The 25,732-nt window shown below is 71.4% G+C and carries 25 protein-coding genes and 1 pseudogene; 11 read left to right on the top strand and 15 right to left on the bottom strand.

From position 1 onward, the window contains the following. Positions 1 to 102 precede the first annotated feature (102 nt). Positions 103 to 1,452, top strand: coding sequence for an amidohydrolase family protein (locus OHA37_RS01100; protein WP_266901468.1), 1,350 nt, complete (start codon positions 103 to 105; stop codon positions 1,450 to 1,452). 88 nt (positions 1,453 to 1,540) lie between these two features. On the opposite strand, the gene OHA37_RS01105 is transcribed toward OHA37_RS01100, so the two are convergent. From OHA37_RS01105 to OHA37_RS01120, 4 genes and pseudogenes are all read right to left on the bottom strand, one after another. Continuing rightward, on the bottom strand, positions 1,541 to 2,599 hold the full coding sequence (locus tag OHA37_RS01105) for a chitinase (RefSeq protein ID WP_266912429.1): 1,059 nt from the start codon (positions 2,597 to 2,599) through the stop codon (positions 1,541 to 1,543). 150 nt (positions 2,600 to 2,749) lie between these two features. Next, positions 2,750 to 3,253: pseudogene (locus tag OHA37_RS01110) on the bottom strand (carbohydrate binding domain-containing protein); the annotation flags it as partial. Between the two features lie 308 nt (positions 3,254 to 3,561). Continuing rightward, on the bottom strand, positions 3,562 to 5,058 hold the full coding sequence (locus OHA37_RS01115) for a UDP-N-acetylmuramoyl-L-alanyl-D-glutamate--2,6-diaminopimelate ligase (protein ID WP_266912431.1): 1,497 nt from the start codon (positions 5,056 to 5,058) through the stop codon (positions 3,562 to 3,564). Positions 5,059 to 5,281: 223 nt separating this feature from the next. Further along, positions 5,282 to 5,437 carry a hypothetical protein gene (locus tag OHA37_RS01120; protein WP_266901470.1) on the bottom strand — a complete coding sequence of 52 codons (156 nt, stop codon included), beginning with the start codon at positions 5,435 to 5,437 and terminating at the stop codon, positions 5,282 to 5,284. Positions 5,438 to 5,586: 149 nt separating this feature from the next. Between OHA37_RS01120 and OHA37_RS01125 the strand changes: the two genes are divergently transcribed. After that, the gene (locus OHA37_RS01125; RefSeq protein WP_266901472.1) at positions 5,587 to 5,751 is read left to right on the top strand and encodes a hypothetical protein; all 165 of its coding nucleotides are present in this window, start codon (positions 5,587 to 5,589) and stop codon (positions 5,749 to 5,751) included. Here the strand turns inward: OHA37_RS01125 and OHA37_RS01130 are convergent. Further along, positions 5,748 to 6,782, bottom strand: a complete 1,035-nt coding sequence (locus OHA37_RS01130; RefSeq protein ID WP_266901474.1) for a questin oxidase family protein — start codon at positions 6,780 to 6,782, stop codon at positions 5,748 to 5,750. The two genes, OHA37_RS01125 and OHA37_RS01130, sit on opposite strands and share 4 nt — an antisense overlap. Positions 6,783 to 7,142: 360 nt before the next feature. Here OHA37_RS01130 and OHA37_RS01135 point away from each other — a divergent pair, with 360 nt between their 5' ends. The 3 genes from OHA37_RS01135 to OHA37_RS01145 all read left to right on the top strand — a co-directional run bounded on the left by OHA37_RS01135 (position 7,143) and on the right by OHA37_RS01145 (position 8,197). Continuing rightward, positions 7,143 to 7,307 carry a hypothetical protein gene (locus OHA37_RS01135; protein ID WP_266901476.1) on the top strand — a complete coding sequence of 55 codons (165 nt, stop codon included), beginning with the start codon at positions 7,143 to 7,145 and terminating at the stop codon, positions 7,305 to 7,307. 174 nt (positions 7,308 to 7,481) lie between these two features. Beyond that, complete coding sequence (locus tag OHA37_RS01140) at positions 7,482 to 7,706, top strand: hypothetical protein (RefSeq protein ID WP_266901478.1); 225 nt, start codon at positions 7,482 to 7,484, stop codon at positions 7,704 to 7,706. 212 nt (positions 7,707 to 7,918) lie between these two features. Further along, complete coding sequence (locus tag OHA37_RS01145; protein ID WP_266901480.1) at positions 7,919 to 8,197, top strand: hypothetical protein; 279 nt, start codon at positions 7,919 to 7,921, stop codon at positions 8,195 to 8,197. Positions 8,198 to 8,367: 170 nt separating this feature from the next. Here OHA37_RS01145 and OHA37_RS01150 read toward each other — a convergent pair whose 3' ends face one another. Continuing rightward, complete coding sequence (locus tag OHA37_RS01150) at positions 8,368 to 9,030, bottom strand: deoxynucleoside kinase (RefSeq protein WP_266901482.1); 663 nt, start codon at positions 9,028 to 9,030, stop codon at positions 8,368 to 8,370. A gap of 539 nt (positions 9,031 to 9,569) precedes the next feature. Between OHA37_RS01150 and OHA37_RS01155 the strand changes: the two genes are divergently transcribed. The 4 genes from OHA37_RS01155 to OHA37_RS01170 all read left to right on the top strand — a co-directional run bounded on the left by OHA37_RS01155 (position 9,570) and on the right by OHA37_RS01170 (position 15,239). Beyond that, positions 9,570 to 11,021: a purine-cytosine permease family protein gene (locus OHA37_RS01155; protein ID WP_266901484.1), complete on the top strand. Its 1,452-nt coding sequence runs from the start codon at positions 9,570 to 9,572 to the stop codon at positions 11,019 to 11,021. Positions 11,022 to 11,071: 50 nt separating this feature from the next. Further along, entirely contained in the window at positions 11,072 to 12,241 is a 1,170-nt protein-coding gene (locus OHA37_RS01160; protein ID WP_266901486.1) for an agmatine deiminase family protein, read from the top strand. A 167-nt stretch (positions 12,242 to 12,408) separates the two neighbouring features. Further along, the gene (locus OHA37_RS01165; RefSeq protein ID WP_266901488.1) at positions 12,409 to 13,578 is read left to right on the top strand and encodes an agmatine deiminase family protein; all 1,170 of its coding nucleotides are present in this window, start codon (positions 12,409 to 12,411) and stop codon (positions 13,576 to 13,578) included. Between the two features lie 245 nt (positions 13,579 to 13,823). Continuing rightward, positions 13,824 to 15,239 (top strand): amidase, encoded by a 1,416-nt coding sequence (locus OHA37_RS01170; protein ID WP_266901490.1) that lies wholly within the window; start codon positions 13,824 to 13,826, stop codon positions 15,237 to 15,239. 32 nt (positions 15,240 to 15,271) lie between these two features. Here the strand turns inward: OHA37_RS01170 and OHA37_RS01175 are convergent, their stop codons facing one another. From OHA37_RS01175 to OHA37_RS01185, 3 genes are all read right to left on the bottom strand, one after another. Further along, complete coding sequence (locus tag OHA37_RS01175; RefSeq protein ID WP_266901492.1) at positions 15,272 to 17,224, bottom strand: DUF2264 domain-containing protein; 1,953 nt, start codon at positions 17,222 to 17,224, stop codon at positions 15,272 to 15,274. A 105-nt stretch (positions 17,225 to 17,329) separates the two neighbouring features. Further along, the gene (locus tag OHA37_RS01180; protein ID WP_266901494.1) at positions 17,330 to 18,061 is read right to left on the bottom strand and encodes a hypothetical protein; all 732 of its coding nucleotides are present in this window, start codon (positions 18,059 to 18,061) and stop codon (positions 17,330 to 17,332) included. A gap of 239 nt (positions 18,062 to 18,300) precedes the next feature. Further along, positions 18,301 to 18,966, bottom strand: coding sequence for a TetR/AcrR family transcriptional regulator (locus OHA37_RS01185; RefSeq protein WP_266901496.1), 666 nt, complete (start codon positions 18,964 to 18,966; stop codon positions 18,301 to 18,303). 105 nt (positions 18,967 to 19,071) lie between these two features. On the opposite strand from OHA37_RS01185, the gene OHA37_RS01190 reads away from it, so the two are divergent. Next, positions 19,072 to 20,106 carry an aldo/keto reductase gene (locus OHA37_RS01190; RefSeq protein ID WP_266901498.1) on the top strand — a complete coding sequence of 345 codons (1,035 nt, stop codon included), beginning with the start codon at positions 19,072 to 19,074 and terminating at the stop codon, positions 20,104 to 20,106. Positions 20,107 to 20,128: 22 nt separating this feature from the next. Here OHA37_RS01190 and OHA37_RS01195 read toward each other — a convergent pair whose 3' ends face one another. The 5 genes from OHA37_RS01195 to OHA37_RS01215 form a co-directional block, all read right to left on the bottom strand. Next, positions 20,129 to 20,389, bottom strand: coding sequence for a hypothetical protein (locus OHA37_RS01195; protein WP_266901500.1), 261 nt, complete (start codon positions 20,387 to 20,389; stop codon positions 20,129 to 20,131). After that, positions 20,386 to 20,691: a DUF6247 family protein gene (locus tag OHA37_RS01200; RefSeq protein ID WP_266912433.1), complete on the bottom strand. Its 306-nt coding sequence runs from the start codon at positions 20,689 to 20,691 to the stop codon at positions 20,386 to 20,388. Before OHA37_RS01200 ends, OHA37_RS01195 begins: the two co-directional genes overlap by 4 nt. Positions 20,692 to 20,794: 103 nt before the next feature. Next, positions 20,795 to 21,436 (bottom strand): hypothetical protein, encoded by a 642-nt coding sequence (locus tag OHA37_RS01205; RefSeq protein WP_266901502.1) that lies wholly within the window; start codon positions 21,434 to 21,436, stop codon positions 20,795 to 20,797. Between the two features lie 196 nt (positions 21,437 to 21,632). Beyond that, positions 21,633 to 22,253, bottom strand: a complete 621-nt coding sequence (locus OHA37_RS01210; RefSeq protein WP_266901504.1) for a TetR/AcrR family transcriptional regulator — start codon at positions 22,251 to 22,253, stop codon at positions 21,633 to 21,635. Next, entirely contained in the window at positions 22,250 to 23,293 is a 1,044-nt protein-coding gene (locus OHA37_RS01215) for a TlpA disulfide reductase family protein (RefSeq protein WP_266901506.1), read from the bottom strand. The genes OHA37_RS01210 and OHA37_RS01215 overlap by 4 nt, the downstream gene beginning before the upstream one ends. Positions 23,294 to 23,680: 387 nt before the next feature. On the opposite strand from OHA37_RS01215, the gene OHA37_RS01220 reads away from it, so the two are divergent. Then, entirely contained in the window at positions 23,681 to 24,598 is a 918-nt protein-coding gene (locus OHA37_RS01220) for an NAD-dependent protein deacetylase (protein ID WP_266901508.1), read from the top strand. A 46-nt stretch (positions 24,599 to 24,644) separates the two neighbouring features. Here the strand turns inward: OHA37_RS01220 and OHA37_RS01225 are convergent, their stop codons facing one another. Next, positions 24,645 to 25,706 carry an oxygenase MpaB family protein gene (locus tag OHA37_RS01225; RefSeq protein ID WP_266901510.1) on the bottom strand — a complete coding sequence of 354 codons (1,062 nt, stop codon included), beginning with the start codon at positions 25,704 to 25,706 and terminating at the stop codon, positions 24,645 to 24,647. Positions 25,707 to 25,732: the final 26 nt, after the last annotated feature.

Genomic DNA, 25,732 nt, shown 5'->3' on the forward strand with positions numbered 1-25,732 from the left:
AGCGAGTGTCCCGAACCCCCCTCGACCCCCTTATCGGAAGCCCGTGTCCCTACGCCGAAGGCAGCGGCACCCAGTCGTCGCCGGATCCTGGGCGGCCTCGCAATGGCCGCGGCCGCTCCGCTCGTCCTGGGCGCGGGGAGGAGCCGGCCGCAAGCGGGAGCACCCGCGGGCCGGGCCGTCCTGCTCAGGAACGCCGCCCTCGTGCTCACCATGGACCCCGCCCTCGGCGACGGCCCCCTGGGTACCGTCGAGGGCGCCGACGTCCTCATGCGGGACGGTGTCATCGCGGCCGTGGGGAAGCGGTTGTCCGCCCCACCCGGCACGCACGTGATCGATGCCTCCGGCCAGCTGGTGATGCCGGGGTTCGTCGACGTGCACACCCACCTGTGGCAGTCCTCGATGCGCGGCGGCTGCGCGGACCGCGACCTCTTCGGGTGGCTGGCCGACTGCAACCGGGCGACGTTCTCCCGGATCACGCCCGCGGACATGTACCGCTTCGTCCGCCTCGGCGCCCTCGACTCCGTGCAGTCCGGGGTGACCACGCTCGTGGACTGGGTGGACGCCCTCCCGTACGACACGACGGTCCAGTACGTACGGGCCCTGGCCGGCGCGGGCGTGCGCTTCACCTACGCGATGTTCCAGGGCGAGCGGGACGCCTCGCTGATCACCCGGACGAAGAAGGAGCTCATCGACCCGCTCCCCCTCGCCTCGGCGCAGGTCGCCACCCACGCGGCACGGGCCATCAGGGGCCTCAACCGGCTGCACTGGGAGATCGCGCGGGATCTCGGAGTCATGCTCAACAGCCATGTCCTCGAACGGTCCGAGCAGCGCGCGGACGATCCGATCGGCACCCTCACGGACATCGGTGCGCTGGGGCCACGGCTGCTCATGAACCATGCGATCCATCTCACCGACGACGAGATCGCCGCGATCGCCGCGCACGACGTACGGGTCGCCCACTGCCCGCTCAGCAACATGCGCCTCGGCTCGGGAATCATGCGGCTGCCCGACCTCGGCCGGCGCGGCATCAAGGCAGGGCTCGGCCAGGACGGCGGCACCAACGACTCCTCTGACTTCTTCGCGCTCATGAAGACGGCCATCGGTCTCCAGCGCGCACGCTCACTGGAGACCTCGGTGTTCCCCCAGGTGCACGACGTCCTACGGCTCGCCACGCTCGGCGGCGCCGAGGCGATCGGCATGGACGGCACGGTGGGATCCCTGAACCCCGGCAAACGCGCCGACGTCATCGTGATCAGCCCCGCAGCTCTCAACTTCGCGCCGCGGTTCGACTGGATCAACCAGATCGTCTTCAACGGCCGCCCGGAGAACGTCCGCGCGGTCTTCGTGGACGGCCGTCCCCTCAAACTCGACGGCCGTCTCGTCGACGTCGACACCGACCGCGTCGTACGGGAGGCGGAATCCGCGGCCGGCCGCTTGCGCTCCGCCTCCTGAACCGGGCACTGCCCCCGGGAGCGATGAGCGCTCCCGGGGGCAGTGCCCGCTCAATGCCGCATCTCCCCGCGAAGGTCAGGGGGCGTGATCAACGGCCCTGGAGGGACTTGACGTTGTCGCCGAAGGTCCAGCCCTTCGAGCCGTCCCAGTTGATGGACCACGTCATGAGGCCCTTCAGGGAACCGCCGAAGGCGTTCCACAACTGGCTGACCAGGCTCGGCGCCATGTGGCCGCCGCCCGCACCGGGCTGGGCCGGCAGGCCGGGCACCTGCTTGTCGTACGGCACCTTGATGGTGGTGCCCTGGATGGTCAGGCCGTTGTTCAGGCACGTGGTCTGGGCGGTGAACCCCTGGACGGTGCCTGCCTGGTAGGAGTCACCGGAGCAGCCGTACATGCTGCCGTTGTAGTACTGCATGTTCAGCCACCACAGCCGGCCGTTGTCGGCGTACTTCTTGATGATCGGCAGGTAGGAGCCCCAGATCGACCCGTAGGTGACGCTTCCGCCGGTCACGTACGCGGTTTCGGGGGCCATCGTCAGTCCGAAGCCCGCGGGCATCTGGGCCAGTACGCCGTCGATGATGCGGATCAGGTTGGCCTGCGAGGCGGACGGCGTGTTGATGTTGCCGCTTCCGGTCAGGCCGGTCTCGATGTCGATGTCGATTCCGTCGAAGTTGTACTTCTTGAGGATCGGGACGACGGTCGCCACGAACTTGTCGGCGACGGTGCTGGAGTTCAGGTCGATGCCCGCGGTGGCCCCGCCGATCGACATCAGGATCGTCGCGCCGGCCGCCTTGGCCTGGCACATTTCGGCCGGCGTCGCGACCTTGACGCCGGCGTCCATGCCGTCCTGCCACAGGGCGGTGCCGTCCGAGAGGATCACCGGGAAGGCGGCGTTGATGACGTTGTAGCCGTGCGCGGCGATCCGGCTGTCCGTGATGGGGACCCAGCCCATGCCGGGGTGGACGCCGTTCGCGGCGCCGTCCCAGTTCTCCCAGTAGCCCTGCAGGACCTTGCCCGACGGCTTGGGCTTCGTGGGGCAGGTCTCGCCGGGAGGGGCGGTGGTCGGAGGCGCGGTGGTCGGGGGCGCCGTGGTCGGCGGGGCAGTCGTCGGGGGCGCGGTCGTCGGCGGGGCGGTGGTCGGCGGCACGGTGGTCGGCGGCGGCGTGGTCGGCGAGGGGCTGCTGCCGCCGGGGCCGGCGAGCGATACGTCGTCCGCGTAGTACGCGGGCTGGCCGTACCAGCCGTGCAGGTAGACGGTCACCGAGGTGGTGCTCGGCCCGGTGGTGAAGCCGACGCTGAGCTGACCGTACGACGGGCTGTTCGGCGTCCAGGTGGACGGGGTGCCGGTGATCCCGGTGCCGGTGGCGCCCAGGTAGACGTAGCTGCCCTGGACGTAAGCGCTCAGCGTGTACTGGGAGTTGGGCTGCACGCTGATGGTCTGGACGCACTGGGCGTTGTCCTGGCCGGTCGGCGTGGCCTTGAGCGCGGAGGCGCCGGAACGGACCGGACTGGTGACGGCGACGCCGGAGCCCCCGGAGCAGGTCCAGGAGGAGAGCCCGTTCTCGAATCCGGAGTTGACCACCAGGTTGGCGGCCTCGGCCCCGGCCGCGGCGGCTCCGGCGGTGACGGTTCCGGCCACGGCGAGGCCCGCGCCGATGACGGCGGCGGCGCTCACCCCGGCGAGGGAGCGGTTCAGGACGGTCGGTCCGCGTTGGGCGCCGCTGGTCCGGTCCGCACGAGGGCCGGTGTCAGCCGACAGGCGCGAAGTACGTGATCTCCGACGGAACATGGTGCGCTCCATTCCCGCAGAGCGCCATGGGCATGACCGACGCGTGGGGGCGCGACGCCCGGCTCTGGGTGAGGTGGGGACAGGTGGGGCTGTGCCGGACCGGATCGTAGGAGCAACGACACGGCCGGTCAATAGGTCTGGACCAATAACCGCCGTATGACTCGTCCGGCGGGGACGCGATCCGGGCCCCGGACCGAGCGAGCGCCCAACCCCACTGCCCACGAGGCGAGTCCGACCGACCCCGCGCCCACGGTCGCGGCTCGCACGCGCCGACGCCCCGCGGACCGGGGCCGCCCGGAGGCCCGATCCCGGTGGTGACCTCAGGGAAGCAGGCGGGAGGCGAGGTCGCGTACGGTCGCCATGTCGCTGAACGGGAGCAGTTCCTCGCCCACGATCTGGTGCGGTTCGCTGCCCTTCCCCGCGATCAGGACGATGTCTTCGGGCCGGGCCGCGGACAGTGCGAAGGCGATGGCTTGACGCCGGTCGGCGGAGCGCTCGTACGGTGTGCCGGTGCTCTCGATGCCGGCTGCGATCTGGTCCAGGATCGCCTCGGGGTTCTCGGTACGGGGGTTGTCCGAGGTGAGGACGCACAGGTCGGAGTGGGTGCCGGCGATGCGGCCCATCTCCGCGCGCTTGGTGGTGTCGCGGTCACCACCGCACCCGAAGACCGTGATGACGCGACCGCGGGCGAAGCCCCGGATGGCGGTGAGGACCTTGTCGAGGGAGTCGGGCGAGTGCGCGTAGTCCACGATCACCGAGGTGCCGGCGGGGGTGACGAAGCGCTCGAACCGGCCCGGTACGGGCGGCATCTGGGCGAGCGCGGCGACCAGTCCCTCCAGGTCGTGCCCCAGGACCCGGCAGGCCGCCAGGGCCGCCAGCGCGTTGGACACGGAGAACCGGCCCGGGACCGGGATCGAGGCCTGGTACTCACGGCCGGCGTGGTGCAGCGTGAACCGCGTGCCGGAGGCGTCCGCGATCAGGTCCGTGGCCCGGAAGTCGGCCTCTTCGTCGAGGCCGTACGTCGTCACCGCGCCCGGCATCATCGTGGGGATCCCGGCGCCCACGGCGTCGTCCACGTTGACCACGGCGTGCCGGCACAGCCCTTGGAACAGCCGCATCTTGGCGTCCGTGTAGTGGGCCATCGTGCCGTGGTCGTCCAGGTGGTCCTGGGTCAGGTTGGTGAAGACGCCGACGTCGACGAACGTCCGGTCCATCCGGTACGTCTGCAGGGCCATCGAGGTGGCTTCCAGCACCACGCTGCCGGTGCCCTGGTCCCGCATGCGGCCCAGGAGGTACTGCAGATCGGGCGATTCCGGTGTGGTCAGCGCCGAGGGCGGCATCGGGATCACCTCGTCGCCGATCCGGCTGCCCGCCGTCCCGATCACGCCCACCGAGGCGCCCTCGGAGATCTTGAGGAGCGACTCGACCATGTAGGAGATGGAGGTCTTCCCGTTGGTCCCGGTGACCGCGACCATGTCCATGTGCCGGCCCGGCTCACCGAAGTAGCGGGCGGAGACCACGGCGGCCGCCTTGCGGGTGTCGGGGACCCGTACGAGGCACACCGCCGGCAGCAGCTCTCGCCCGGGGGGCGCCGCGGCGGCCCCCGCCTCGTCGACCAGCACCCCCACCGCCCCGCGCGCGAGCGCCGCGCCGATGGCTGCGGGGCCGCCGCCGCGGTGGCCGGGTACCGCGATGAAGAGCGAGCCCGGCACCACGCGGTCGACGTCGAAGGTGGTGCCCGCCGTGATCCCCGTCGACTCGGTGTCGCCCTGGATGACGTGGTGATCATGGCCGGTCAGCAACCCGCTCAACTTCACGGTGGTCCCTTCGGAGGCGGCTACGGCCCGGCGCACGGCCCTAGCCTGGTGGCAGCGCCGACGGGGCGTCGGTACTGCGGTGGTGGGACGGGGAGGGCGATGCGTCGCCCTCGGGGCAACAGGGCCGGGCCCGACGCGATGATCGGGCCGGGGTACCGGGGCAGAGCCCGTCGCCGAGGATGGTGCGGCGGGAAGGACTGGGCCCGGGCGCGGTGGGAAAGCGCTAGCCGTGGCCGTGCAGGACGCCGCGGCCGACCGTGGGGGCCTTGCCGTCGGCAGCGGTCCGCGGGCTGATACCCGTCCGGACCGCGGAGGCCGCACGCGCGCCAGGGGCGGCCTGCGGCAGGCACTTCCCCGTGACACGTCGTGTGCGGCTCATGGGCCGAGTGTACGTGCGCCCGCCCGGTCCGTACGCCGCGTCCGCCCGCAGGTCGAGGACATCCGCGCCGGTCGGGGCTCCGCCGTCCTGCAACCGCAGGGGCGTGACGCGCATCAGATCATCGGAGACGAGCTCCCGGGAGGACTCGGATGCACAGCCTGTCCTTCGATCGACCCGGCCGCTTCCGGCCCGGGAACCTGCACACGTCGATCGCGGCCGCGTACCGCTGCCCCGGCTCCATGATCACCACCCGGTTCGAGGTGCCCGCCCTGCTCGCGCGTACGGCCGCGCGATCGGGTGGCGGGGCGGGCTAACGCAGCGGTTCGGTCAGTTCCATGGAGCGCAGGGCTGCCGCGAGGGCTGGTCCGTCGCCGATGTCGAGTGCCGTGTCGGTCAGTTTGATGACGTGTTCGTCTCCGTGTGCCAGGGCCCGTTCGAAGACCTCCTCGGAGGTGAAGGTGCCCGGCGGGGTGAAGGCGACCGGGGCGTCGGGGGCGTACATCGCGGTGACGGCTGCGGAGGCCGTCCAGGCTGCTCGCAGGCTGGGTGCCCACAGGGCGGGCGGTAGGGCGGGCAGGGTGCGCAGCACGGCGTTGGGGGCCGTGGCGGCGTGGACCAGCATGGTTTCCTCGCCGTGGCCATGGGTGGCGTAGCGGTGGGTCGCCGCCCGCACCAGGTCGACGAGGTGCAGGCGCGCCTGGTCGGGGTCGGGGACGGATGTGGGGTCCGTGATCGTGGCCGCCCACATCGGCAGGCCCGTGACGCGACGGAGGCGGTCGGGGAAGCTGCCGTCCCGTTCGGTGATGGGTCGTACCGCGTCGAGGGCGACGGCCGCGCCGTCGCCACCCGCTCCGGGCAGTCGGGCGAGGTCCGCGACGGGGTGGTGGCGGGCGGCCCAGTAGCCGAGACCGTGCGCGAGTTCGGCCAGACGTGGTGCGGTGTGTTCACCCGCGAGCAGGGTGCGCACCGCGTGGCCCACCCGGATCAGCGGATGCGTCGAGCCGCCGTACATGCCGGGGAGGAGACGCGGCCACCACTGCGCCAGCACATCGCGCCAGGGGCGGTCGGTGATCTCACGCTCGAAGAAGTCGATCCAGTCGGCGGCGCGGCGCGGATCACCCAGCGCGACATGCCAGTTGGCGGCCGTGACCGGCTCGACGCGCGTCGGGAACTCCTCCAGCCTGCTCGCGTACAGATCGAGCCAGCGGTGCACCGTGCCGGCCTGCCCGCGAACGGAAAGGGCCTCAACGGCCATCGGCGCGTGGTTGGTCAGCCGCCCGAGCCGCTCGGGGCCCGAACCGTGCAAGCGCTGAAGCGCCTCGTCGAGAATGCCTGTCGTATCCATGACGACGACCGTAAGTCCGCAGCTACGAGCGCGTAACGGGCCGAAGACCTAAGTCGCGGCCTAGGTCTCCCGCCGCAGTGAGTTCGTCCTGCGAGGCAGACTGGAAGACCACCAAGCCGCCCGAGTGCGGTGCGGGAGCCCGCCTTGATCCGGTCGGCGAGGCGGGTGCGCAGCCTCAGGGTCACCCAGGAGGGGTACGGCGGAGGCCGCCGGCCCGGCCAGGCATCCCGACGAGGGCGCTCAGCGTGGACTCGCCTTTCGCCAGGACGGGTTGACGAGGCCGGGGATGTCGGGCACGACGGTCCGAATGGTGCGGGCGATCTTACGGTGGGCTGACGGGCGCCCGATATCCTGTGCGACATGTCCCCCAACCCACCCGACCCTGGTGGCGCACGCCCTGCGGCCGAGGTCAACGTCGAGATCCGGGCGCTCGTCGCCGCGGGTGGCGCGGGGACGGAGCGGTATCAGGAGCTCCTCGAAGAGTGGGCCGTGGCGATCCGGGCCGAGGTCGAGTCGGCGGCCTGACGCACTTCCGCCCCACCGGGCGCTGTCCCCGCGTGGGGTCCGGTGGGGGCGGAATCGTGCAGCGAGGCAGCCCGCCTCAACCCTTGAATGGGATACGGAACAGGCTAGCGGCGGGCACTGACAACGGGGTGTCTCCGGGATGCCGCACGGGCCGGCCGCGCGCACGCTGGAGGCATGCCGGACCGTACAGAGATCGTCATTCATCCCGTGTCACCGCAGGGCGGCCGGAAGGTGACCGCCCACCGCCTCGGCGTCGACGCCGACCTCGGCCGGGCGTACGACCCGGCAGACGTGTCCGAGTTCCTCCGCCGGGCCGGCCTCGAGGATGTCGACCTCAGCGAGGACGGACCGATCCGCTGGGAAGGCGGCGGACCCGAGGTGTGGACCGCCGCCACCTGACGCCGGGCGCGCGGCAGCCCTCCCGTGGGGAGCCGGGAGGGCGACGTGCCCGGGATGGTCCGGAGCCACACCATATGCACGGGCTTGGGCAAGCCGGTAGGCATGTGACAGGGGAGATTCCGGATCGCGTGACAGGCCCGGCTACAGGTCATCGAAGTCCCCGGCCTCGGCACAAGGCCAGTTCTTTCGCCGCCCGGGTGCACACTGACGGCATGCCGAGACAATTCGAGAGCGACGCGGTACTGGTGATCGACGGGACCGAACGGGCCGTCTACGCCCGAATCTCCATCTTCGGCGACGAAACGCAGGTCAAGGAATGGTTCGGCTCCCTCACTGCCGACGAGCCCGGGCTCGAGTGGGAGCTGCAGAACGCTCGCGTGGCCATCCTGTGCATGCCGGACGGCAAGGAAGGGTCCGTCAGGACCAGCGACGGCCCCAGCAGGAAGCGGGGCGATGTCGCCTTCACGGGCAGCGGCCACCCGCCCGTCTGATGTGAGACAGAGCAAAGGCCCCCACCCGCGAGGGGTGGGGGCGGCGGGGGCGCCGTGCCGGCCGGCCCGCCATGATCACGACGTGGCGGATCACCGAGGCATGAGGAAGCAGCCGGCTTCCGCTTTGCACCTATTCAGCCGAATGAGGGATGAATCGCGAGACCTCGGCGTCAGGCTCGCAGGCGGCCCGCCGCCAGGGCGTCCTTGACCTCGCGCACCACGCGGGCCGCATCGTCCGGGTCGTGCACCACGTCCGTGTGGTTCATGTCGATGACCAGGACCTCGCTGGCCGAGTAGTGCTTGTGCACCCAGTCGTCGTAGCCGGACCACAGCGTCCGGTAGTACTCGACGAGGCTCTCGTCCTGCTCGAAGTCTCGGCCCCGCAGTCCGATGCGGTGCAGGACCGTCTCGAAGTCCGCCTTGAGGTAGACCATGAGGTCGGGAGCCTTGCGGTACGGCAGGCCGTCGATCTCGCGCATCATCTCGTTCAGCAGGCCCTCGTACACCCGCATCTCGAGGGAGCTGATCCGGCCCAGGTCGTGATTGACCTTGGCGAAGTACCAGTCCTCGTAGATGGACCGGTCCAGGACGTTGTCGCCCTGCTTGTACGCCTCCTTGATCGCGGCGAACCGCGTCTGCAGGAAGTAGAGCTGCAGGAGGAAGGGGTAGCGCTTCGCCTGGATCTCCTCGGGGCTCGACGTGTAGAAGAGCGGAAGGATCGGATTGTCTTCCACGCTCTCGTAGAAGACCTCGCTGCCGAGCTCCTTCGCGAGCAGCTCGGCGACGCTCGTCTTGCCGATTCCGATCATGCCTCCGACGCAGATCACTGGCATACCTCACTTCTCCCTGGGGGTCTTCTGTTCGCGGGCGCGTGGGCCGGGCGCCCCACCCCACTCGGACGCGTGTCGGCGGTCGCTCGATTCCCCGTGAACTTCGCGATCTTCATGATCTTCTCGATCAGCGTCACGCGGTCCCGGTTCGGGTCGATACGTCGATACATCGACATCCGGACACGGACACACTCCTCGACCGGCCTGACCGGCCCGTTCCGCAGGTGCCGCGTACGGCCACGAGCCACCACCCGCGGCCGCCTTGAAGCATAAATGACGCCCCGCCTTACGCCGCCCAGGGCGCCGTCCCCCCACCCCACCTCGCCCTCCGCCGCCGTCACCACAGGGCAGAGGAGGTCTCCCTCCCCGCGTGCGCAGCGCCCGGGCACAGCCATATCCCCCGGCGAAACCTCCGCCAGATCGGCCCGTCAAAGGCATTGACTGAAATTTCCGTCAGTCCCTAGTGTGAGCGCACCCCGCTCGGCCCTGGAAGGTCAGGGCCGCTGACGGCTTCATGCAAGCCCCCGCGTACAGGAGCCCCAATGGCCCCAGTTGCCCCACCCACGCACGACTCCGCATCTCCTGCGGGCATCGAACAGCACTCGATCGACTGGGTGCCCCTCTCCGAACGACATGGCAAACCCTCGAGCGTCGGGGCCATCTGGTTCGTCGGCAGCCTCAACCTCACCGGCCTGGCGACCGGCGTCGTGACGCTGTCCATGGGGGCTTCGCTCGTCTGGACCGTGGTCGCCACGGTCCTCGGATCGCTCTTCGGGACGTTCTTCATGGCGTTCCACTCGGCCCAGGGCCCCCAACTGGGACTGCCTCAACTGGTCCAATCGAGGGCGCAGTTCGGCTACCTGGGCGCCGCGGTCACGGTGTGGGTGTTCGCCCTCGTCAACTACATCGCCTTCAACACCTCCGATGCCCTGCTGTCCGGCCAGGCCATGAACTTGCTCACCGGAGTTCCCAACGGAGTCGGCTATCTGCTGGCTGCCGCGGTGGCGACCGTGATCGCCCTGTTCGGGTACCAGTGGATCCACCGCCTGAACAGGTGGCTCACCTGGCCCTTCGTCGTGGTCACCGCGGCAGTCACCGTGTCCGCCCTGTTCGGTGGAGGGCTACCGGACGGCGTTTGGGACGCGGGCCCCTTCGACCTCGCCCCGTTCATGCTCGTCTTCGTCTTCGTAGCCGGCTTCCAGCTGGGCTGGGCGCCCTACGTCTCGGACTACTCGCGCTACCTCAGACCCGACGTCCCCGTGCGCAGCACCTTCTGGTGGACCTACCTGCCCAGCGCCGTCTCCGGGATCTGGGTGTTCATCCTCGGTGCCGTGGTATCGGCCGCCGCGCCCAAGGGGACGGATCCGGTGACCGCCCTGAAGATGTCGGCTGACCGGTTGTTCAGTGGATTCGGCACGATCGCCGTCATCGTCCTGCTGGTCGGCCTGCTCTCCATCATGGCGATCAACCAGTACGGCGGCAGCCTGACCATGATCTCGATCCTGGACTCGTTCCGGCCGGTCAAGCCGACGCGGACCCTCCGGGTCGCGACGATCGGGATCATGCTCGTGGCCGTCGGAACGGTCTCCACCCTCGTCGGCATCGACCAGTTCAACTGGTTCTTCGCCAACGTGGTCGTGGTGCTGACCTACCTGTTCATCCCCTGGACGGCCATCAACCTGGTCGACTACTTCTTCGTCCGGCGCGGCCAGTACGTCGTCAAGGAGATCTTCAACCCGCACGGCATATACGGCCGATGGGGCTGGCGGGGAAATCTCGCCTACGGCATCGGTCTCGCCTGCATGGCGCCGTTCATGGTCATCACCGGCCTCTACGTCGGTCCCGTCGCGGAGCTGCTCGGAGGCGTGGACTGCTCGATCGCCGTCGGCCTGCCGGTGGCCGGCCTCCTCTACTGGGCGTTCGCCCGGAGTCTCGATCTGGCCACCGAACGCCGGATGGTCAGGGAGGAGGGGCTGCTGGCGCCACCCCACTGAGCACCCCGCCCCGCACCGACAGAACGAACCTCCGAGACAAGGAGCACCACGTGAAGACAGAGCACAACGGCAACACAGCGGGCATGAGCCGCAGAACCCTCCTCGCCCGAACCGGAGCCGTCGCTGCCGGACTGGCGGTGGGGCCCGTACTCGGCGGCATCCAGCCGGCCCAGGCCGCGGCCTGGCGCGTGCCCGGGGAAGAGACGTCGCACAAGCGGACCTGGATGGCATGGCCGTCCAGCTACACGATCTGGGGCAGCTCGCTTTCCAAGATCCAGACCGACATCGCCAAGCTCGCCAAGGAGATCGCCAAGTACGAGCCGGTCACGATGTGCGCGGACGGTTCGTCGGCCGCATCGCAGGCCCGCAGCATGTGCGGGTCCACCGTCACCGTGATCAGCTCGGTTCCCGTCTCGGACTGCTGGATGCGGGACACCGGCCCGCTGTTCCGCGTCGACGGCGCCGGCGGCCTGGACTCCGTCGGCCTGAACTTCAACGCCTGGGGCGAGAACGCCACGACCTTCTACGGCATCCCCGCCTCCGCCTACAACAAGGACCGTGTCGTCGCGCAGAAGCTCGCCGCCTACACGGGCGTCGCGTTCGCCAAGACGTCCGTGGTCGGCGAAGGCGGCGGTGTGGAGTACGACGGCGACGGCACGCTGATGGCGACCGAGAGCTGCTGGGTGAACAGCAACCGCAATCCCGGCAAGACGCGCAGCCAGATCGAGGCCGAGCTGCTGTCCCGGTTCGGCGCCACGAAGATGATCTGGCTGCCCGGCGTCACCGGTCAGGACGTCACCGACGGCCACATCGACGGCACCGCCCGCTACATCAAGCCCGGCGTGGTGATGGTGCAGCTGAACGGCGCCGTACGGCCGGCCGTCTGGACCCGGAACGCCCAGGCCATCCACGACGTCCTGGTGAACGCGACCGACGCGCGAGGACGCCGGCTGCAGGTCCTCACCATCGAGGGCCCCGACGTCCTGCCCCGCATATCGGCCGGCAAGCGGAGCGACTTCCTCAGCTCCTACATGAACTGGACCGTGACCAACCAAGCGGTGATCACGACCCAGTTCGGCGACACCGCCAAGGACGCCGCGGCCAAGTCGGCCATCGCGGCCGCTTATGGCAGGCCCGTCGTCCAGCTCAACCTCGACAACCTCTACGGCAACGGCGGCGGTGGCGCACACTGCGTCACGATGCAGGAACCCAACCGCTGAGCAACCGGCCCGGGTCACTTTCGAGGCCCGGGCCGGCCCTCTCCGACGTGCCAACTGACTGAATTTTCAGTCATATGCAGACCGAGCCAGAGATCTATTGACTGAATTTTCAGTTCAGTCCGCGATACAAGACGCGCCTCTCTTTATTTTGTTCACTACGGAGTCCCATGAACAACAACACCTCAGCCACGTCCCGACGCAGGCTGCTCCAGTTCGGTGCTGCGGCCCTGCCGCTCGCGGCCTTCGGATCCGCTCTGCCGGCGGTCGCCCGGGCGGCCACGGCCGCCGGCGGCTCCACCGTGCTGCGGATGCCTGCGGAAGAGGGCCGGCACGTCCGTACCTTCATGGCCTGGCCGGCGCTTTCCTCCGTGTGGGGCAACAGCCTCGGCGCGGTGCGCAGGGACATCGCGAAGGTGGCGTACGCGATCTCACGCTACGAGCCCGTCGTGATGCTGGCCCGCTACGGTCAGGCCGCGGATGCCCGGTACCTGTGCGGAAGCGGCGCCTACTACGGCATAGACGTCATCGAGATCGCCAACGACGACCTGTGGATCCGGGACTTCGGCCCCACCTTCGTCGTGGGCCCCGGAGCGATCGCCGGGGTGGACACCAACTTCAACGGATGGGGGAAGGCCGGCACCTCGTACGCCCAGCCCTTCGCCAACGACGCCGCGGCCGCCGAGACGCTCCTCGGCCAGTACGGGGTGAACCGGATCCAGGCGTCGTTCGTGGGCGAGGGCGGCTCGCTGGAGACCGACGGCCAGGGCACCTTGCTGGCCACGGTGAGCTCGATGGTCAACAGCAACCGCAATCCGGGCAAGTCGCAGGACCAGGTCGAGCAGGCGATGAAGGCGGCGCTCGGCATCGACAAGGTGATCTGGGTCCCGGGCCTGGCCGGCCAGGACATCACCGACTGCCACATCGACTGCCTCGCCCGCTTCACCGCGCCCGGCAAGGTCATCCTGGACAAGCCCGGCCGCGGCGCCGACAGCAAGTGGATCGCCGTCTACGAGGAGACCGCGCGGATCCTGCGGAGCGCCACCGACGCCCAGGGGCGCGCGCTGGCCATCACCGAACTCCCCGGTCCGGACCGCAGCGCCATCCGCGGGCAAGGCAACGACTTCCTGTCGAGCTACACCAACTACTACACGGTCAACGGCGCCGTCATCGCCCCGCAGTTCGGTGACGGCTATGCCGACGGCCTGGCCTACACCATCCTGCAGTCCGCCTATCCCAGCCGGAACATCGTCCAGCTCAACATCGACAACATCGCCTCCGGTGGCGGCGGAATCCACTGCGCCACCCAGTCGCAGCCGGTCGTGCCGCCCTTCGCCTAAGCCCGCGGGAGGGGCCCGCGTACGTTCGACTCCGTGGTCATGGCCGTGGCGGGCCGCGGGTCGGCGTACGCGGGCCCTGCTGCCCGTGGTGCTCCTTCCACCGGCGGAACAGGGTCAAGTCGGCCTGAAGCAGGCCTGTTCGGTGTCTCACCGCGGTATCGAATGGCCTGCGAAATCCTCGCGTGTTACCTGCCGGTAAGCCATGATGGCGGACGACCATCAACACAGCGGAGGCTGAGGCAGCGGTGACGACTTTCGACGAACCGACCATCGTGCACGCGTTCCGGGACGACGCCCTGGGAGAGCACGACGCCGTCGGTCTCGCCGCGGCGATCCGGCGGGGCGAGGTCTCCCCCGCCGAGGCCGCCCGGGACGCCGCGAAGCGGGTGCGGGCGGTCGACGCGCGGCTGGGCGCGGTCCAGGTGCACGTCGACAGCCCGGCGCCCGCCGCCGGGGCGGGCGGTGCCTTCGCCGGGGTGCCGACCTTCGTCAAGGACAACACCGATTACCAGGGGCTGCCCACGGGCCACGGCAGCGCGGCCTTCCGGCCGAGGGCCGCCCGGCAGCACGCGCCGTTCACCCGGCAGCTCCTGAGCAGCGGCGTCACGGTCCTGGGCAAGACCCGGCTGCCCGAGTTCGGGTTCAGCCCGACCACCGAGTACGACGGCGCGGAGCCGGTGCGCAACCCCTGGCACACGGGCTACTCGGCGGGCGGTTCGTCGGGCGGCAGCGCGGCGCTGGTCGCGGCCGGCGCCGTGCCGATCGCGCACGCGAACGACGGAGGCGGCTCGATCCGCATACCCGCGGCCTGCTGTGGGCTCGTCGGCCTCAAGCCGTCCCGCGGACGCGTCGTGGCCAGTGCCCTGGGCCGCCAACTGCCGCTCGACATCATCTCCGACGGGGTCGTGAGCCGTTCCGTGCGCGATGCCGCCGCGTTCCTCGCCGCCGCGGAAACGTACCGGCGGAGCCCCGGACTGCCGCCCGTAGGCCTGGTCGAAGGCCCCTCGGCGCGACGGCTGCGCATCGGGTTCGTGCTGGATTCGCCGAACGGCGTGCACTCCGACGCCTCCACCCGGGCGGCCGTCACGGAGACCGCCGAGACGCTCGCACGGCTCGGACACACCGTGGAGCCGGTGGAGTTGGGCATGGATCCGAGTTTCACCGACGACTTCCTCACGTACTGGGGGATGCTGTCCTTCCTCCTCGGCGTGACGGGCCGGACCCTCGGCGCGGACTTCGACCGGCGCCGCATGGACGGCCTCAGCCAGGGGCTGCGCGAGGAGTACCTGCGGAACTGGCGGCGGACCCCCGGCGTGCTGCGGCGGCTGAAGCGTACGAAGGAGGCCTACGCGGCGTCCTTCCGCGGGCTCGACCTCGTGATGTCGCCGGTGCTCGCCCACACCACGCCGCCGATCGGCCACCTCAGTCCGACCGTTCCCTACGCGAAGCTGATCGAGCGGATCCTCGCGTACGTGGCCTTCACTCCGGTCGACAACGTCGTCGGCACGCCGTCGATCTCGGTGCCCGCCGCGACCGCGACCCCGGACGGGCTGCCCGTCGGCGTCATGTTCGCCGCCCGTCCCGGTGGTGAGCGCAAGCTGCTGGAGCTCGCCTTCGAGCTGGAGGCCGACCGGCCGTTCCGGCGCGTTCAGGACCAGTGACGTAGCCGGCGGGAGGCGTACGGGGTTCGCGGCTACCGCTCGGTGGCCGGTGGCCCGTGCTCCACGCGCAGGGGCTCGAAGGCGATCCGGGTCAGCGATCCGTCGTCGGCCCAGCGCACCTCGATGGATCCCTGGTCCGCCGTCACCCGGGTGAGCGCCTCTGCGATCGGCCCGGGATCCGGATCGCCGGTGCCGGTGCCGGTGCCGGTTCCGGTTCCGCTGAGCACGGCCAGCGCCGCGTACGGGCCCGTCCCCCCGGCCTCGGCGGTCAGGCGGGGCATGCTCGCCCACCGGGTGAAGGCGGTCCCGGCCGGCGCCCTCGCCTCGTCCAGCGCCTCCCAGCCGTGCACCGGGTGGAGCTCCGAGCGCAGCGGCTCCTCCGGCCCCGTGGCCCAGCCCGTCTGTTCCACGCGGGCTCCGTACGGGGCTCCGTACACCCGGTGCACGCGCAGTTCGTGCCGGCCGCGGACGAAGGTGACGCTCTCCACGCGCAGGCCCGGCACCGTGGGCGCGCCTCCCGGGAAGACCGGCCGGTGCCAGGACGCGGCCCAGCCCCAGCCGTTGCCCTCGCCGGTACCCAGCGGGTGGATGCGCCGCCGGACACTGCGGGCGCCCGCCACGACCACGGCGAGGTGGTTGTCCGGGGTGTTGGCGCCCGCGGTGGGGCCGCTGCGGGTGGAGTAGGCCTGGCGGGAGTAGAGCGGGTCCTCGTCGCGGGCCGCTTCCGGCTGATCCGGCCCGACGTGGTCGCTCCCGTGGTTGTGCAGTCGTACGATCCCGTCGGCGCGGGTGCTCTGGATCAGCAGCCCGGGCGCGGACAGGGCGCACACCCGGTCGGGTCCCTCACTGGGCGCGGGCTCCTCCGTGGCCGTCCACAGGGGGTGCGTCGCCGGGGCGAGCAGGCAGACGAAGGCCTTCGAGGCCCAGTAGGGCGAGGCCGGCCCGGAATAGCCCTGCAGGGTCGCCGCGTGCGGGCCGTGCCAGCCGAGGCCCAGCAGGCCGTCGGCGCCGACGGCGCCCCGGTCGAGGAAGTAGCGCAGCGATCCGCTGATCAAACGGCGTGAGGTGCCGGGGGCGAGCGGGGTGTGGCCGGTGACGGCTCCGAGGCCGACTGCGGACGCGGCGGCGAAGCGGTAGGTGAGGGAGCGCCCGAAGTGGATCGGTGCCCCGTCCGCCCCGAAGAGGAGGGAGAAGCCGTCCAGGTGGGCCCGCAGCCGGTCACCGTGCGGGGCCGACTGCCGGTCCGCCCGGTCCGGCCGGTCCGGCGAGTCGCCGAGGTGGCCGTCGAGCACCGGATACAGGTGCAGCGCCCATCCGTTGTAGTGGTCGAAGGCGCGGCCTTCGCCGTCGGCGTACCAGCCCTGGCCGGCGTACCAGCCCTCCAGGAGGTCGAGGGCGCGGCTGCGCACCCTGGCCGTCTCGGCATCGCCGCGGCCCACGGATTCCAGGAATCCGGCCACGGTGTACGGGAAGAGGTACCAGTTGTTGGGAGCGGGCACATGGCGCAGGGCGCCGCGCAACCACTCCTCCGTCCGGTCCTGCACCGCGCTGTCGAGGCGGTCCCACAGCCACGGCCGGGTCAGCCGGAGCCCGAGGGCCACCGAGGCCGACTCGACCATCGGCTGGCCGCCCGCGTGGATGTCGCGGATGACCGGCCAGGACTCCGCATCGTCGCGGCCGGGCGTCCGGGTTCCCACCGCCAGGCCGTCGGCGTACCGCTCCAGCCAGCCGTACGGGTCCGCTCCCCCGGCCCCGGACACGCGGAACGCCGCCGCCAGGAAGGTCCGTGCGTACCCTTCGAGCCCGTCGGAGCGCACCCCGGAGGCGGACGGCGGTCCCGGCAGGTCGAGCAGGGCCCCGCGCGGCGTGGCCCACCGCCAGGCCGCGCGCAGCAGCCCGTCGGCCACCGCCTCCCAATGCGCGCGCGTGTAGCCGGTGTACGGGCTCAACACGCGGTCTTCGCGGGGCAGTCCTGGAAGGGTCATGCGGGGATCTTGATCGAATGACCCCGGCGGGTCAAGGGAGCGGATCAGCGGTTCGAGAGAGCGGATCAGGGCGGGGCGAAACGGCCGAGCGGGGGTCGGACGCCTTCAGGCCGAGGCCTCCCAGGCCGTCGTCAGCCCGTCCAGCCACGCCGGCGGCAGCTCCGCCGTGTCCCATGCCTCCCGCAGCGCCTGCGGCTCGGCGAGGAGCCGCTCCAGTACCGCGATGCTCGTGGCGGAGTGGACGAGCGAGAAGCGGCCGTGCACCGTGATGGCGCTGCCGGCTCCGAACCTCGTGAACAGCCGCCCCAGCCGGTCTTGGTGGGCTTCGGTGAACTCCGTCAGCCGCCCCGCGTAGCGGGCCCGCTGCCTCGTGCTCATTGTGGCGAGGACGGCGGTGAGCACCTCTTCGGTCGCCTCCGGATCCAGCTCCGAGACCTCGGTGAACGTCAGGTACAGGGGCGTGAGCGCCACTTGCGCCCGCTCCACCTCCATGCGCCTGGCCCGCGGACGCTGTCCGGCCGCGTCCTCTTCCCCGTCCGGGCTCACCACGCGCAGCAGCGTCCGCTCGGTGACGGCGCCCAGTTCCGCCAGGAGGTCTCCGGCGCCGTCGAGCCATCCCGACTCGTACGGCTCGCCCTTGTCCCCCGGTGCGCTCCGGTCCCCGGTGCTCAGTTCCTCGTGCGCGAGCGCGAGCGTGCCCGCCTCCAGCAGACCGATCAGTTCGCGCGCGTCGCCGGCAGGGACCCCTGCTCGTGCGAGGAGCTGCAGGAGCGTCGTCCTCGCGTTGTCGACACTGACCTCGTCCGGCCACTGCCGTCCCTCGTCGGCCCCGCTCATCAGATCCTCTCCGTTCTCGGCCACCACACCGCCCGGCACTTCATTGTGACCGAGCACCTTCGAGGGGGCCGGGCCCAGCGGCCCCCGGTTCGTTCCCGCAGCTGCGGGAACTTGCTTCCTGAGCTGGGACTCTATGCGGCGGTGCGCCGATGTCGAGCACTTTCCCGGCATCCGGCAATCTACCCATAACCCGCCCCGGGCCGTGATGCCCGCCTTCGCGCGCTCCCTCGCACTTTCGGCTACCCCTCCCGTACGTACGCCCCCGCGCGGGCGGCGGCCGCCGCGGCGGCGGCCGAGCGGTCGGCCGCGGCCTCGTCGAGCGGGAGGGCCGTGGTCAGGAGGCGGTAGTAGAGGGGGGCGGACACCGCGCGGATCACCTCGTGCGGGTCGGTGCCCTCGGGCACTTCGCCGCGGGCCACGGCCTCCCGGACGCACGGTGCCCACTCCTCGACGCGGACGGCGTAGAAGCCGTGCAGTGACCGGGCCGCCTCGGGGTCGCTGGTGGCGGCCGCGATCACCGCCTTGAACAGGGCTCCTTGGCGGGCGTCGGCCAGTGTCCGGCACACCAGCCGGGCGTTGGCCGTCAGGTCTCCGAGGAGCGAGCCCGTATCGGCCCGGGGAAGGGACTGCTGCGCCATGTCCAGCAGCAGGTCGGACATGAGACCGGCGACGGTGCCCCACCGGCGGTAGACGGTGGTCTTCCCGACGTCCGCGCGCCGCGCGACGTCGGCGAGGTCCAGGTGGGCGAAACCCCGCTCGGCCAGGACGTCCTCGGCGGCCCGGAGCACCGCCTCCCGGACCCGCGCCGTACGCCCTCCGGGCCGCGCACTCCCCGGCCCGGGCCCTGCGCCCGGACCCGACCCCGGTTCGGCGGCGCTGTCCGGTCCGGCTTCGGCGAACTCCATAACGGGACTCCAGTTCCATTAACTGTCGAGACTTGCTACGCTCGGGCCATCTTAACGGAACCGCAGCCCCATTAGATGGAGCCGTGGGTGATGAGGGGATGCGTCATGGAATACAGGCGGCTGGGAGCGTCCGGACTCGTGGTCCCGGAACTGAGCTTCGGAGCGGGCACCTTCGGCGGGCAGGGACCGCTCTTCGGCGCCTGGGGCGACACCGGGGTACAGCAGGCGCGCCGGCTCGTGGACATCTGCATCGACGCCGGGGTCACGATGTTCGACACTGCCGACGTCTACTCCGCGGGCGCCTCGGAGGAGGTCCTGGGAGCCGCCCTCAAGGGGCGCCGGGACCAGGTGCTCATCTCCACCAAGGCCGGGCTGCCCATGGGAGACGGCCCGGGCGGGGCGGGGACCTCCCGGTCCCGCCTGATCACCTCGGTGGACGACGCGCTGCGCCGCCTGGACACCGACCGCATCGACCTCTTCCAGCTGCACGCCTTCGACGCCGGCACTCCCGTCGAGGAGGTGCTGTCCACGCTGGACGACCTGGTCCGGGCGGGGAAGATCCGCTACACCGGCATCTCCAACTTCTCCGGATGGCAGGCGATGAAGTCCCTCGCCGCGGCCGACCTGCACGGCCGCCCGCGCTACGTCGCCCATCAGGTCCACTACTCCCTCGTCGGCCGCGACTACGAATGGGAGCTCATGCCGCTCGGCCTCGACCAGGGGCTGGGCGCGATCGTCTGGAGCCCGCTCGGCTGGGGCCGGCTCACGGGCAGGATCCGCCGCGGTCAGCCGCTGCCCGCCGGCAGCAGGCTGCACGACACCGCCGACTACGGCCCGCCGGTCGAGGACGAGTACCTCTACCGCGTGATCGACGCGCTGGACGAGATCGCCGAGGAGACGGGCAGGGCCGTCCCCCAGATCGCCCTGCGGTGGCTGCTCCAGCGGCCGACCGTGTCCTCCGTCATCATCGGCGCCCGCAACGAGGAGCAACTGCTCCAGAACCTCGGCGCGGTGGGCTGGACGCTCACCCCGGAGCAGATGGCGAAGCTCGACGCGGCGAGCAGCCGCACGGCCCCGTACCCCTACTTCCCGTACCACCGGCAGGAGGGGTTCGCCCGCCTCAACCCTCCGGCGGTCTGAGGGGCGCCCCGCGCTCCGGGCTTCAGCCGAGCCAGAGGAGGTTCAGGACGGACAGGCGGTGCAGGGGCCTGTTGATCCAGTAGGTGAGCGACAGCAGGCCGACCGACGCCAGCCGTACGTCCTGGCCCTCGGCGTCGTCGGGGTCCCACTGGTGGAACCCCCAGGGATCGGCCGCGGCGGCGTCCAGGATGTCCCAGACCATGTCTTCGGCGTGCTCGGGCAGGGTGTCGAGGACCTTGGCCGCGGGCGCGGAGAAGCGTATCGCGTACGGCTGTCCGGTCACCGGCGGCTTCTCCGTGCCTCGGTCAGGTCCACGAAGGTGCTGTCGTCGTGGCCGGAGGCGACGAACGCGTCGACCGCCGGCACGGAGGCGAGGCGGGCCTGCCAGACCTGGAGGGTCTCGTACAGCGCGGCGAGGGAGAACGTGCGGCGGGACGCCTCCAGCGCGGCGGCCCACTCCCCCTCGAAGGCCGGGACCCACTGCGGGGCACGACGGTCGGCACGCAGCCGGCCGAGGAGTTCGGCCGGGGCTCCCGGCGCGGGGGCGTACGGCGTGACGGTGGCGTGTTCGGGCTGCGCGCTCATCGGCTGTTCCTCCCGGTGGGTCGTACCGCCACGGTACGCGTGCGGGGAGGCCTTGGACGCGGCCACGGACGGATCCGCCCGCGAAGGTGCGCGGGACGCCCGCTCAAGGCGAGCCGTTCGTCAGCAACAGGTGGAACGTGTGGTCCCGGTGTACGAATGTGGCGGTGTCGCAGTCGCCGCCGTCGAAGTACACGGGCCGCAGCGGTTCCTCGTCCGAGTAATAGCCGGTGAAGCGCAGGAAGTCGGGGCTGACGGCGGCGCAGGACCACGCCGGGCCGTCGTCCGCACCGAGGAGTTCGCGGATGAAGCCGCGCACCAGCCTTTCGGCGTCCGCCGCCGGGTAGTGGTGGCCGTAGGGGCTGAACGCCTCGCGGAGCATCCAGCTCAGCCGCGCCGGGAGGCCGGGAGGTTCGAGCGGGGTGAGCGTGGCACGGAAGCCCGCGCGCAGGAGCGGACGGCCGAAGGGCTCGTCGGCGTCAGCATCCGCGTCCCCGTCTGCACCGCTCAGGGTGTGCCAGTCGCGGCGCGCGTCGGCGGCGCGCATCAGCCGCTCGAACAGCGGGCTGCGCAGGAAGGCGTGCAGGACCTCCCGCCGGTTCGCGGCCGTGACGGGCACCTCGCACTCCGCCGTGAGCAGCAGGGTGGTGCTGTTCATGGCGCGGTCCACGGCGGAGAGGAAGGCGTCGACGGCCGGAGGTTCGGGATCGGGCGGCCGCAGCGGCTCGGTGAACTTCGGGGAACCCATGGCAGCAGTCTCGCCGACGGCCGGCTCCGCCTCAACGGCTTGTGCGGCGGGTCAGCGGGGACGGCGGAACCAGGGGATCGTACGTCACGTCACCGGGTGCGGGGGGACTTCAAGGCCGTCTCATTCGGTCCCGCTGATCACGCCCCACGTCCCGCGGACCGGGGACGGAACGCGGGACCGCCCCGCCCGTGCCCGCTCACGACCCGGGGGCCTGCAGGAATGCGGCCACCGCGGCCCTGGTGAGGATCTGGTAGCGGTGCTCCGCCGTCTGTGCCGTGAAGTGGCCCGCGAGTTCCAGGGTGATCGAGCCGTGGGCGGCCGCCCAGATGATGTCCGTGACCTCCTCGACGTCCACGGCCGGGCGCAGGACGCCGGTCGCCGCGCAGGCCCGTACGGCTTCGCGGAGGACTTCCAGGCTGGCGGCGGCGACCTCGCGGGCCTCGGGGGTGGGGGTGAAGCCGGGGATGAGGCCGGCGAACATGACCTGGTAGAGGTTGCGTTCGGTCAGGGCGTTGGCGCGGTAGGCACGGCCCAGGTCGGCCAGGTGGGCGGTCGGGTCGGCGGACGGGGGGACGGCCTCCAGGCTGCGGCGCAGGCGGGCGAAGCCCTCCTGGTACAGGGCTTCGGCGATGCCGTCCTTCGCGCCGAAGTGGCGGTAGAGGACCGTGGTCGAGCAGCCGGCCGCGGTGGCGATGCGGCGCATGGTCAGGGCGGAGGGGCCCTCTGCGGCGAGGAGTTGGGCGGCCAGGTCGAGGAGGGCGGCGCGCAGCGCTTCCTGGCCCTGGGCCTGGGTGCGGGTGTAGAGGTCGCCGCTCATGCCTGCTGCCAGTCGCCGAGGGGGCGGTAGATCGGGATGCCCGCTTCGGTGAGTGCGGTGCGCTTGGCGAAGTACTCGTCGCCCATCGGGTCGAGGCCGCGCAGGGGCATGGTTCCGCGCCAGATCGTCAGGTCTTGCGGTGCGAGCTGTTCGGCTCGTGCGAAATGCCGTTCGGCTTCCGGCCCGCGGCCGTTGCGGTGGAGCCACAGGGCCAGGGCCGCTTCGGTACGGGCCTGCTGCTGGCCGGCCGTGGCGCGGCGCGTGTGCCGGGTGACGTCCCCGTCGGTCAGTCCGCTGTCCCCGGTGAGGACCCAGCGGTCGAGTGCGGCGAGCGCCGCGCCGGAGTCCAGGCCCGACAGTTCGCGGAACAGGTCGGTGGCGAACTGGGTGTCGTTGGGGCGGGCCACCTTCCCCTGTTCGTCGATCCACAGGACGGTCGGGACGTTCAGGACGTCGTAGAGGTCACAGACGGCTCCGTCCGTGTCGATGAGGGCGGGGTGGGTCACCGCGGCCTCGGCGATCCACGGCGCGGCGTCGGCGGTGCGGCGGTCCACCGCGACGCTGAGGACGCTGAAGCCGTGCTCGGCGAGTGCGGCGTGCCGGCGCTCCCATTCGGGGAGGTCGTAGCGGCAGCCGCACCACGAGCCCCAGAAGAGCAGGGCGACCTTGCGGCCGCGCAGGTCGCTGAGCGAGTGCGGTACGCCGTCCACGTCGGGGAGGGTGAAGTCGGGGGCGGTGGCCCCGGCGAGGGTCTGGGAGCGTTCCTGCGCGGAGACTCCGAGGGCGATGACCCCGGCGTCGGTCGCGACCGGGCGGTCGAGGATCCCGGCGAACTCCACCGGGTCGAGCAGTCCGTCGTGTTCGGCGCGGGCGGCGGCGGACGCGGGCACGCACAGGTCTCCCCGGCACCAGCCGTGCGGCTTGCGGACCCAGCCGAGAGCCTGTTCGGCCGCCTCGGGGGTGAGGAGGATCCGGCCAGCGGGGCCCGTCCGCGCGGGTACGGCCGTTTCCCTGCCGTCGTCCAGGATCGTGATCTGCATGGCGTCCACGGCAACCCCCGATGCGCTCGCACAAAAACTTGGTGCTGCGAAAATAACAGCGTTATTGACCGTGCCGCAAGGCCTCCGGGTCGGCGACCGGCAGTCAAGTGGTCCATGGGCAAGAAGAGTTCCGCACGCGAGGCGTAACCTGCCGCGGCCCTCGCCGCACGCGATCTCCCCGTTCACGCCCGGCCGTGCGAGCGGCTCAAGTGCCGGCGGTGCGACTCCGGCCCGGGGCGAGGAGGTACGCCATGGCCATGCCGCCGAGCTCGTCGGCGTAGCGGCGACCACCACCACGCAGCCGCCACGGTCTGTGATCGCCCCCTCCGGCTCGGCCGGGACGGGCCGCCCCGTGCCGATGTCCGGGCGCTTCCGTACCCTGGCGGCATGCGTACGCGTCCCACTCTGAACTGGACCCCGACCGCGGACCTGCCGCCCGGCACCACGGACCCGGGGCCGGTCGCCGACGCGCTGCGGGCCGGCGGGGTGCTGGTGCTCAGCGGGGCCGGGATGTCCACGGAGTCGGGCATCCCCGACTACCGGGGCGAGCGTGGCAGCCTGCGCCGGCACACGCCCATGACGTACCAGGAGTTCACCTCCAGCGCCCGGGCCCGGCGCCGGTACTGGGCACGCGGCCACCTCGGCTGGCGCACGTTCGGGCAGGCCGCGCCCAATGCCGGGCACCGGGCCGTCGCGGCGTTCGGGCGGAGCGGGATGCTCTCGGGCGTGATCACCCAGAACGTCGACGGACTGCACCAGGCGGCCGGCAGCGAGGGAGTCGTGGAGCTCCACGGAAGCCTGAACCGGGTCGTGTGCCTCTCCTGCGGAGCCCTCAGCCCCCGCCGGGAACTCGCCCGACGGCTGGAGGAGGCCAACACCGGCTTCGCGCCGGCGGACGCCGCACTGAACCCGGACGGCGACGCCGACCTCACCGACGAGCAGGTCGGGGACTTCCGCCCGGTGCCCTGCGCACTGTGCGGCGGCATCCTCAAGCCGGACGTGGTGTTCTTCGGCGAGACCGTCCCGCCGAAGCGGGTCGGACACTGCCGAGGCCTGGTCGACGCGGCGACCTCGCTGCTGGTCCTGGGATCCTCGCTGACGGTGATGTCCGGGCTCCGGTTCGTCCGCCAAGCGGCCCAGGCGGGAAAGCCCGTACTGATCGTCAACCGGGACCCGACCCGCGGCGACCGGCACGCCGCCACCCGGGTCGCGCTCCCCCTGGGGGCCACCCTCACCGCCCTGGCCGACGGACTGGGCGTCCCCCTCGACCCGGAGCAGCAGGCCACGCGGCACACCACCACGTGAGGTGACGCGCCGCGCGGGGCTTCCCGGGGGTGGGGCGTCCCGCCGATCAGGCCAGCGGGCCCAGCACCTCCTGGGATTCGATGAGTCCCTGGTCGCTCGGGGGCTTCCCGTCGCCGAAGACGCGTGCCGCCTGGCGGGCCCGGAACTCGGCGTGCGCCTCGGCGGGCTTCGCGTAACCGTGGCGGGTGCGGGCCTGCTCGGGGGTGAGGACCTCCTTGGTGCGGGGAGGCACGCCGAGCTTGACGGGCGCGACCACCTTGACCGTGGAGGGGGAGAGCATCCCCAGCAGGAACAGTTCGACCCGGGGGTTGAGGTGGGCGAGCGCGAAGGACGTCCGCATGACCGGTACGACGAGGACGTCCAGGAGGCGTGACTGCCGGATCTGCGCCATCTCCCGCATCCAGCGCGGCATCGTGGCGATGGTGGCGATCCGGTGCGTCCTGGCGACGACCATCCGCGCGGGCTTCATCCACCACGGGGTCGGCGGGAGGACGAGGTCGGTGTTCAGGAGGTGGTTCATGGCCTGCCGGGCGATCGGGCTGGCCTCCAGCCGCGGGCGCATGTGCTCGAAGTAGGCCCGGATCCCCGCACGGTCGCGCGGGACGTCGTCGGGCGAGCAGGTCTGGAACTCCGCGGCGAGGGCGCAGGACTCCCAGTACTCCTTCTCCTCCTCGGCCGTGAGCTTGCCCGGCCCGTACTTCTCGTACGCGTAGAGGATCGAGTGCCAGCCGGTGAGCTGTATCCACAGCTGCGAGGCGGGGTCGTTGGCGTCGTAGGTGCCTTCGCCGTAGGGCAGGTGACCGATGGCCTTCGAGTGGACCTTCACCAGCACGTCCGCCGCCTTGCACACCTGGTCCGTGCCGGCGAAGGCCACCATCGCGAAGTAGCGCAGCGTGCGGTCGTAGCGGGTGCGCGAGCGGTCGTAGATGCCCTGGGTGCCGTGGACCGCGGCGACCAGCGGCGGGTCGAGCTCCTCCACGACCACAGAGCGCTGGAAGCCCACCGTGGGCGCCGTCGGGTAGCTCCACACCTTCCAGACCACCGATCCGGGACCGAAGAACCCGTAGTCGCCGTGCGGTTCGACCTCTTTGCCGTGCAGTCGGGCCATCGGACCGCTCCTCGTGTTCCCGGCAG

Source organism: Streptomyces sp. NBC_00335, assembly GCF_036127095.1.
In the GTDB taxonomy this organism is placed as follows: Bacteria; Actinomycetota; Actinomycetes; order Streptomycetales; family Streptomycetaceae; genus Streptomyces.

Bases quoted from the DNA above. Each gene is read 5' to 3' on its own strand.
- OHA37_RS01125 (WP_266901472.1), top strand. From the start codon at position 5,587: ATGCACAGCCTGTCCTTCGATCGACCCGGCCGCTTCCGGCCCGGGAAC.
- OHA37_RS01190 (WP_266901498.1), top strand. From the start codon at position 19,072: ATGGAATACAGGCGGCTGGGAGCGTCCGGACTCGTGGTCCCGGAACTG.
- OHA37_RS01155 (WP_266901484.1), top strand. From the start codon at position 9,570: ATGGCCCCAGTTGCCCCACCCACGCACGACTCCGCATCTCCTGCGGGC.
- OHA37_RS01135 (WP_266901476.1), top strand. From the start codon at position 7,143: ATGTCCCCCAACCCACCCGACCCTGGTGGCGCACGCCCTGCGGCCGAG.
- OHA37_RS01150 (WP_266901482.1), bottom strand. From the start codon at position 9,030: ATGCCAGTGATCTGCGTCGGAGGCATGATCGGAATCGGCAAGACGAGC.
- OHA37_RS01175 (WP_266901492.1), bottom strand. From the start codon at position 17,224: ATGACCCTTCCAGGACTGCCCCGCGAAGACCGCGTGTTGAGCCCGTAC.
- OHA37_RS01210 (WP_266901504.1), bottom strand. From the start codon at position 22,253: ATGAGCGGCGACCTCTACACCCGCACCCAGGCCCAGGGCCAGGAAGCG.
- OHA37_RS01120 (WP_266901470.1), bottom strand. From the start codon at position 5,437: ATGAGCCGCACACGACGTGTCACGGGGAAGTGCCTGCCGCAGGCCGCC.
- OHA37_RS01205 (WP_266901502.1), bottom strand. From the start codon at position 21,436: ATGGGTTCCCCGAAGTTCACCGAGCCGCTGCGGCCGCCCGATCCCGAA.
- OHA37_RS01140 (WP_266901478.1), top strand. From the start codon at position 7,482: ATGCCGGACCGTACAGAGATCGTCATTCATCCCGTGTCACCGCAGGGC.
- OHA37_RS01200 (WP_266912433.1), bottom strand. From the start codon at position 20,691: ATGAGCGCGCAGCCCGAACACGCCACCGTCACGCCGTACGCCCCCGCG.
- OHA37_RS01145 (WP_266901480.1), top strand. From the start codon at position 7,919: ATGCCGAGACAATTCGAGAGCGACGCGGTACTGGTGATCGACGGGACC.
- OHA37_RS01215 (WP_266901506.1), bottom strand. From the start codon at position 23,293: ATGCAGATCACGATCCTGGACGACGGCAGGGAAACGGCCGTACCCGCG.
- OHA37_RS01165 (WP_266901488.1), top strand. From the start codon at position 12,409: ATGAACAACAACACCTCAGCCACGTCCCGACGCAGGCTGCTCCAGTTC.
- OHA37_RS01185 (WP_266901496.1), bottom strand. From the start codon at position 18,966: ATGGAGTTCGCCGAAGCCGGACCGGACAGCGCCGCCGAACCGGGGTCG.
- OHA37_RS01130 (WP_266901474.1), bottom strand. From the start codon at position 6,782: ATGGATACGACAGGCATTCTCGACGAGGCGCTTCAGCGCTTGCACGGT.
- OHA37_RS01100 (WP_266901468.1), top strand. From the start codon at position 103: ATGGCCGCGGCCGCTCCGCTCGTCCTGGGCGCGGGGAGGAGCCGGCCG.
- OHA37_RS01180 (WP_266901494.1), bottom strand. From the start codon at position 18,061: ATGAGCGGGGCCGACGAGGGACGGCAGTGGCCGGACGAGGTCAGTGTC.
- OHA37_RS01225 (WP_266901510.1), bottom strand. From the start codon at position 25,706: ATGGCCCGACTGCACGGCAAAGAGGTCGAACCGCACGGCGACTACGGG.
- OHA37_RS01220 (WP_266901508.1), top strand. From the start codon at position 23,681: ATGCGTACGCGTCCCACTCTGAACTGGACCCCGACCGCGGACCTGCCG.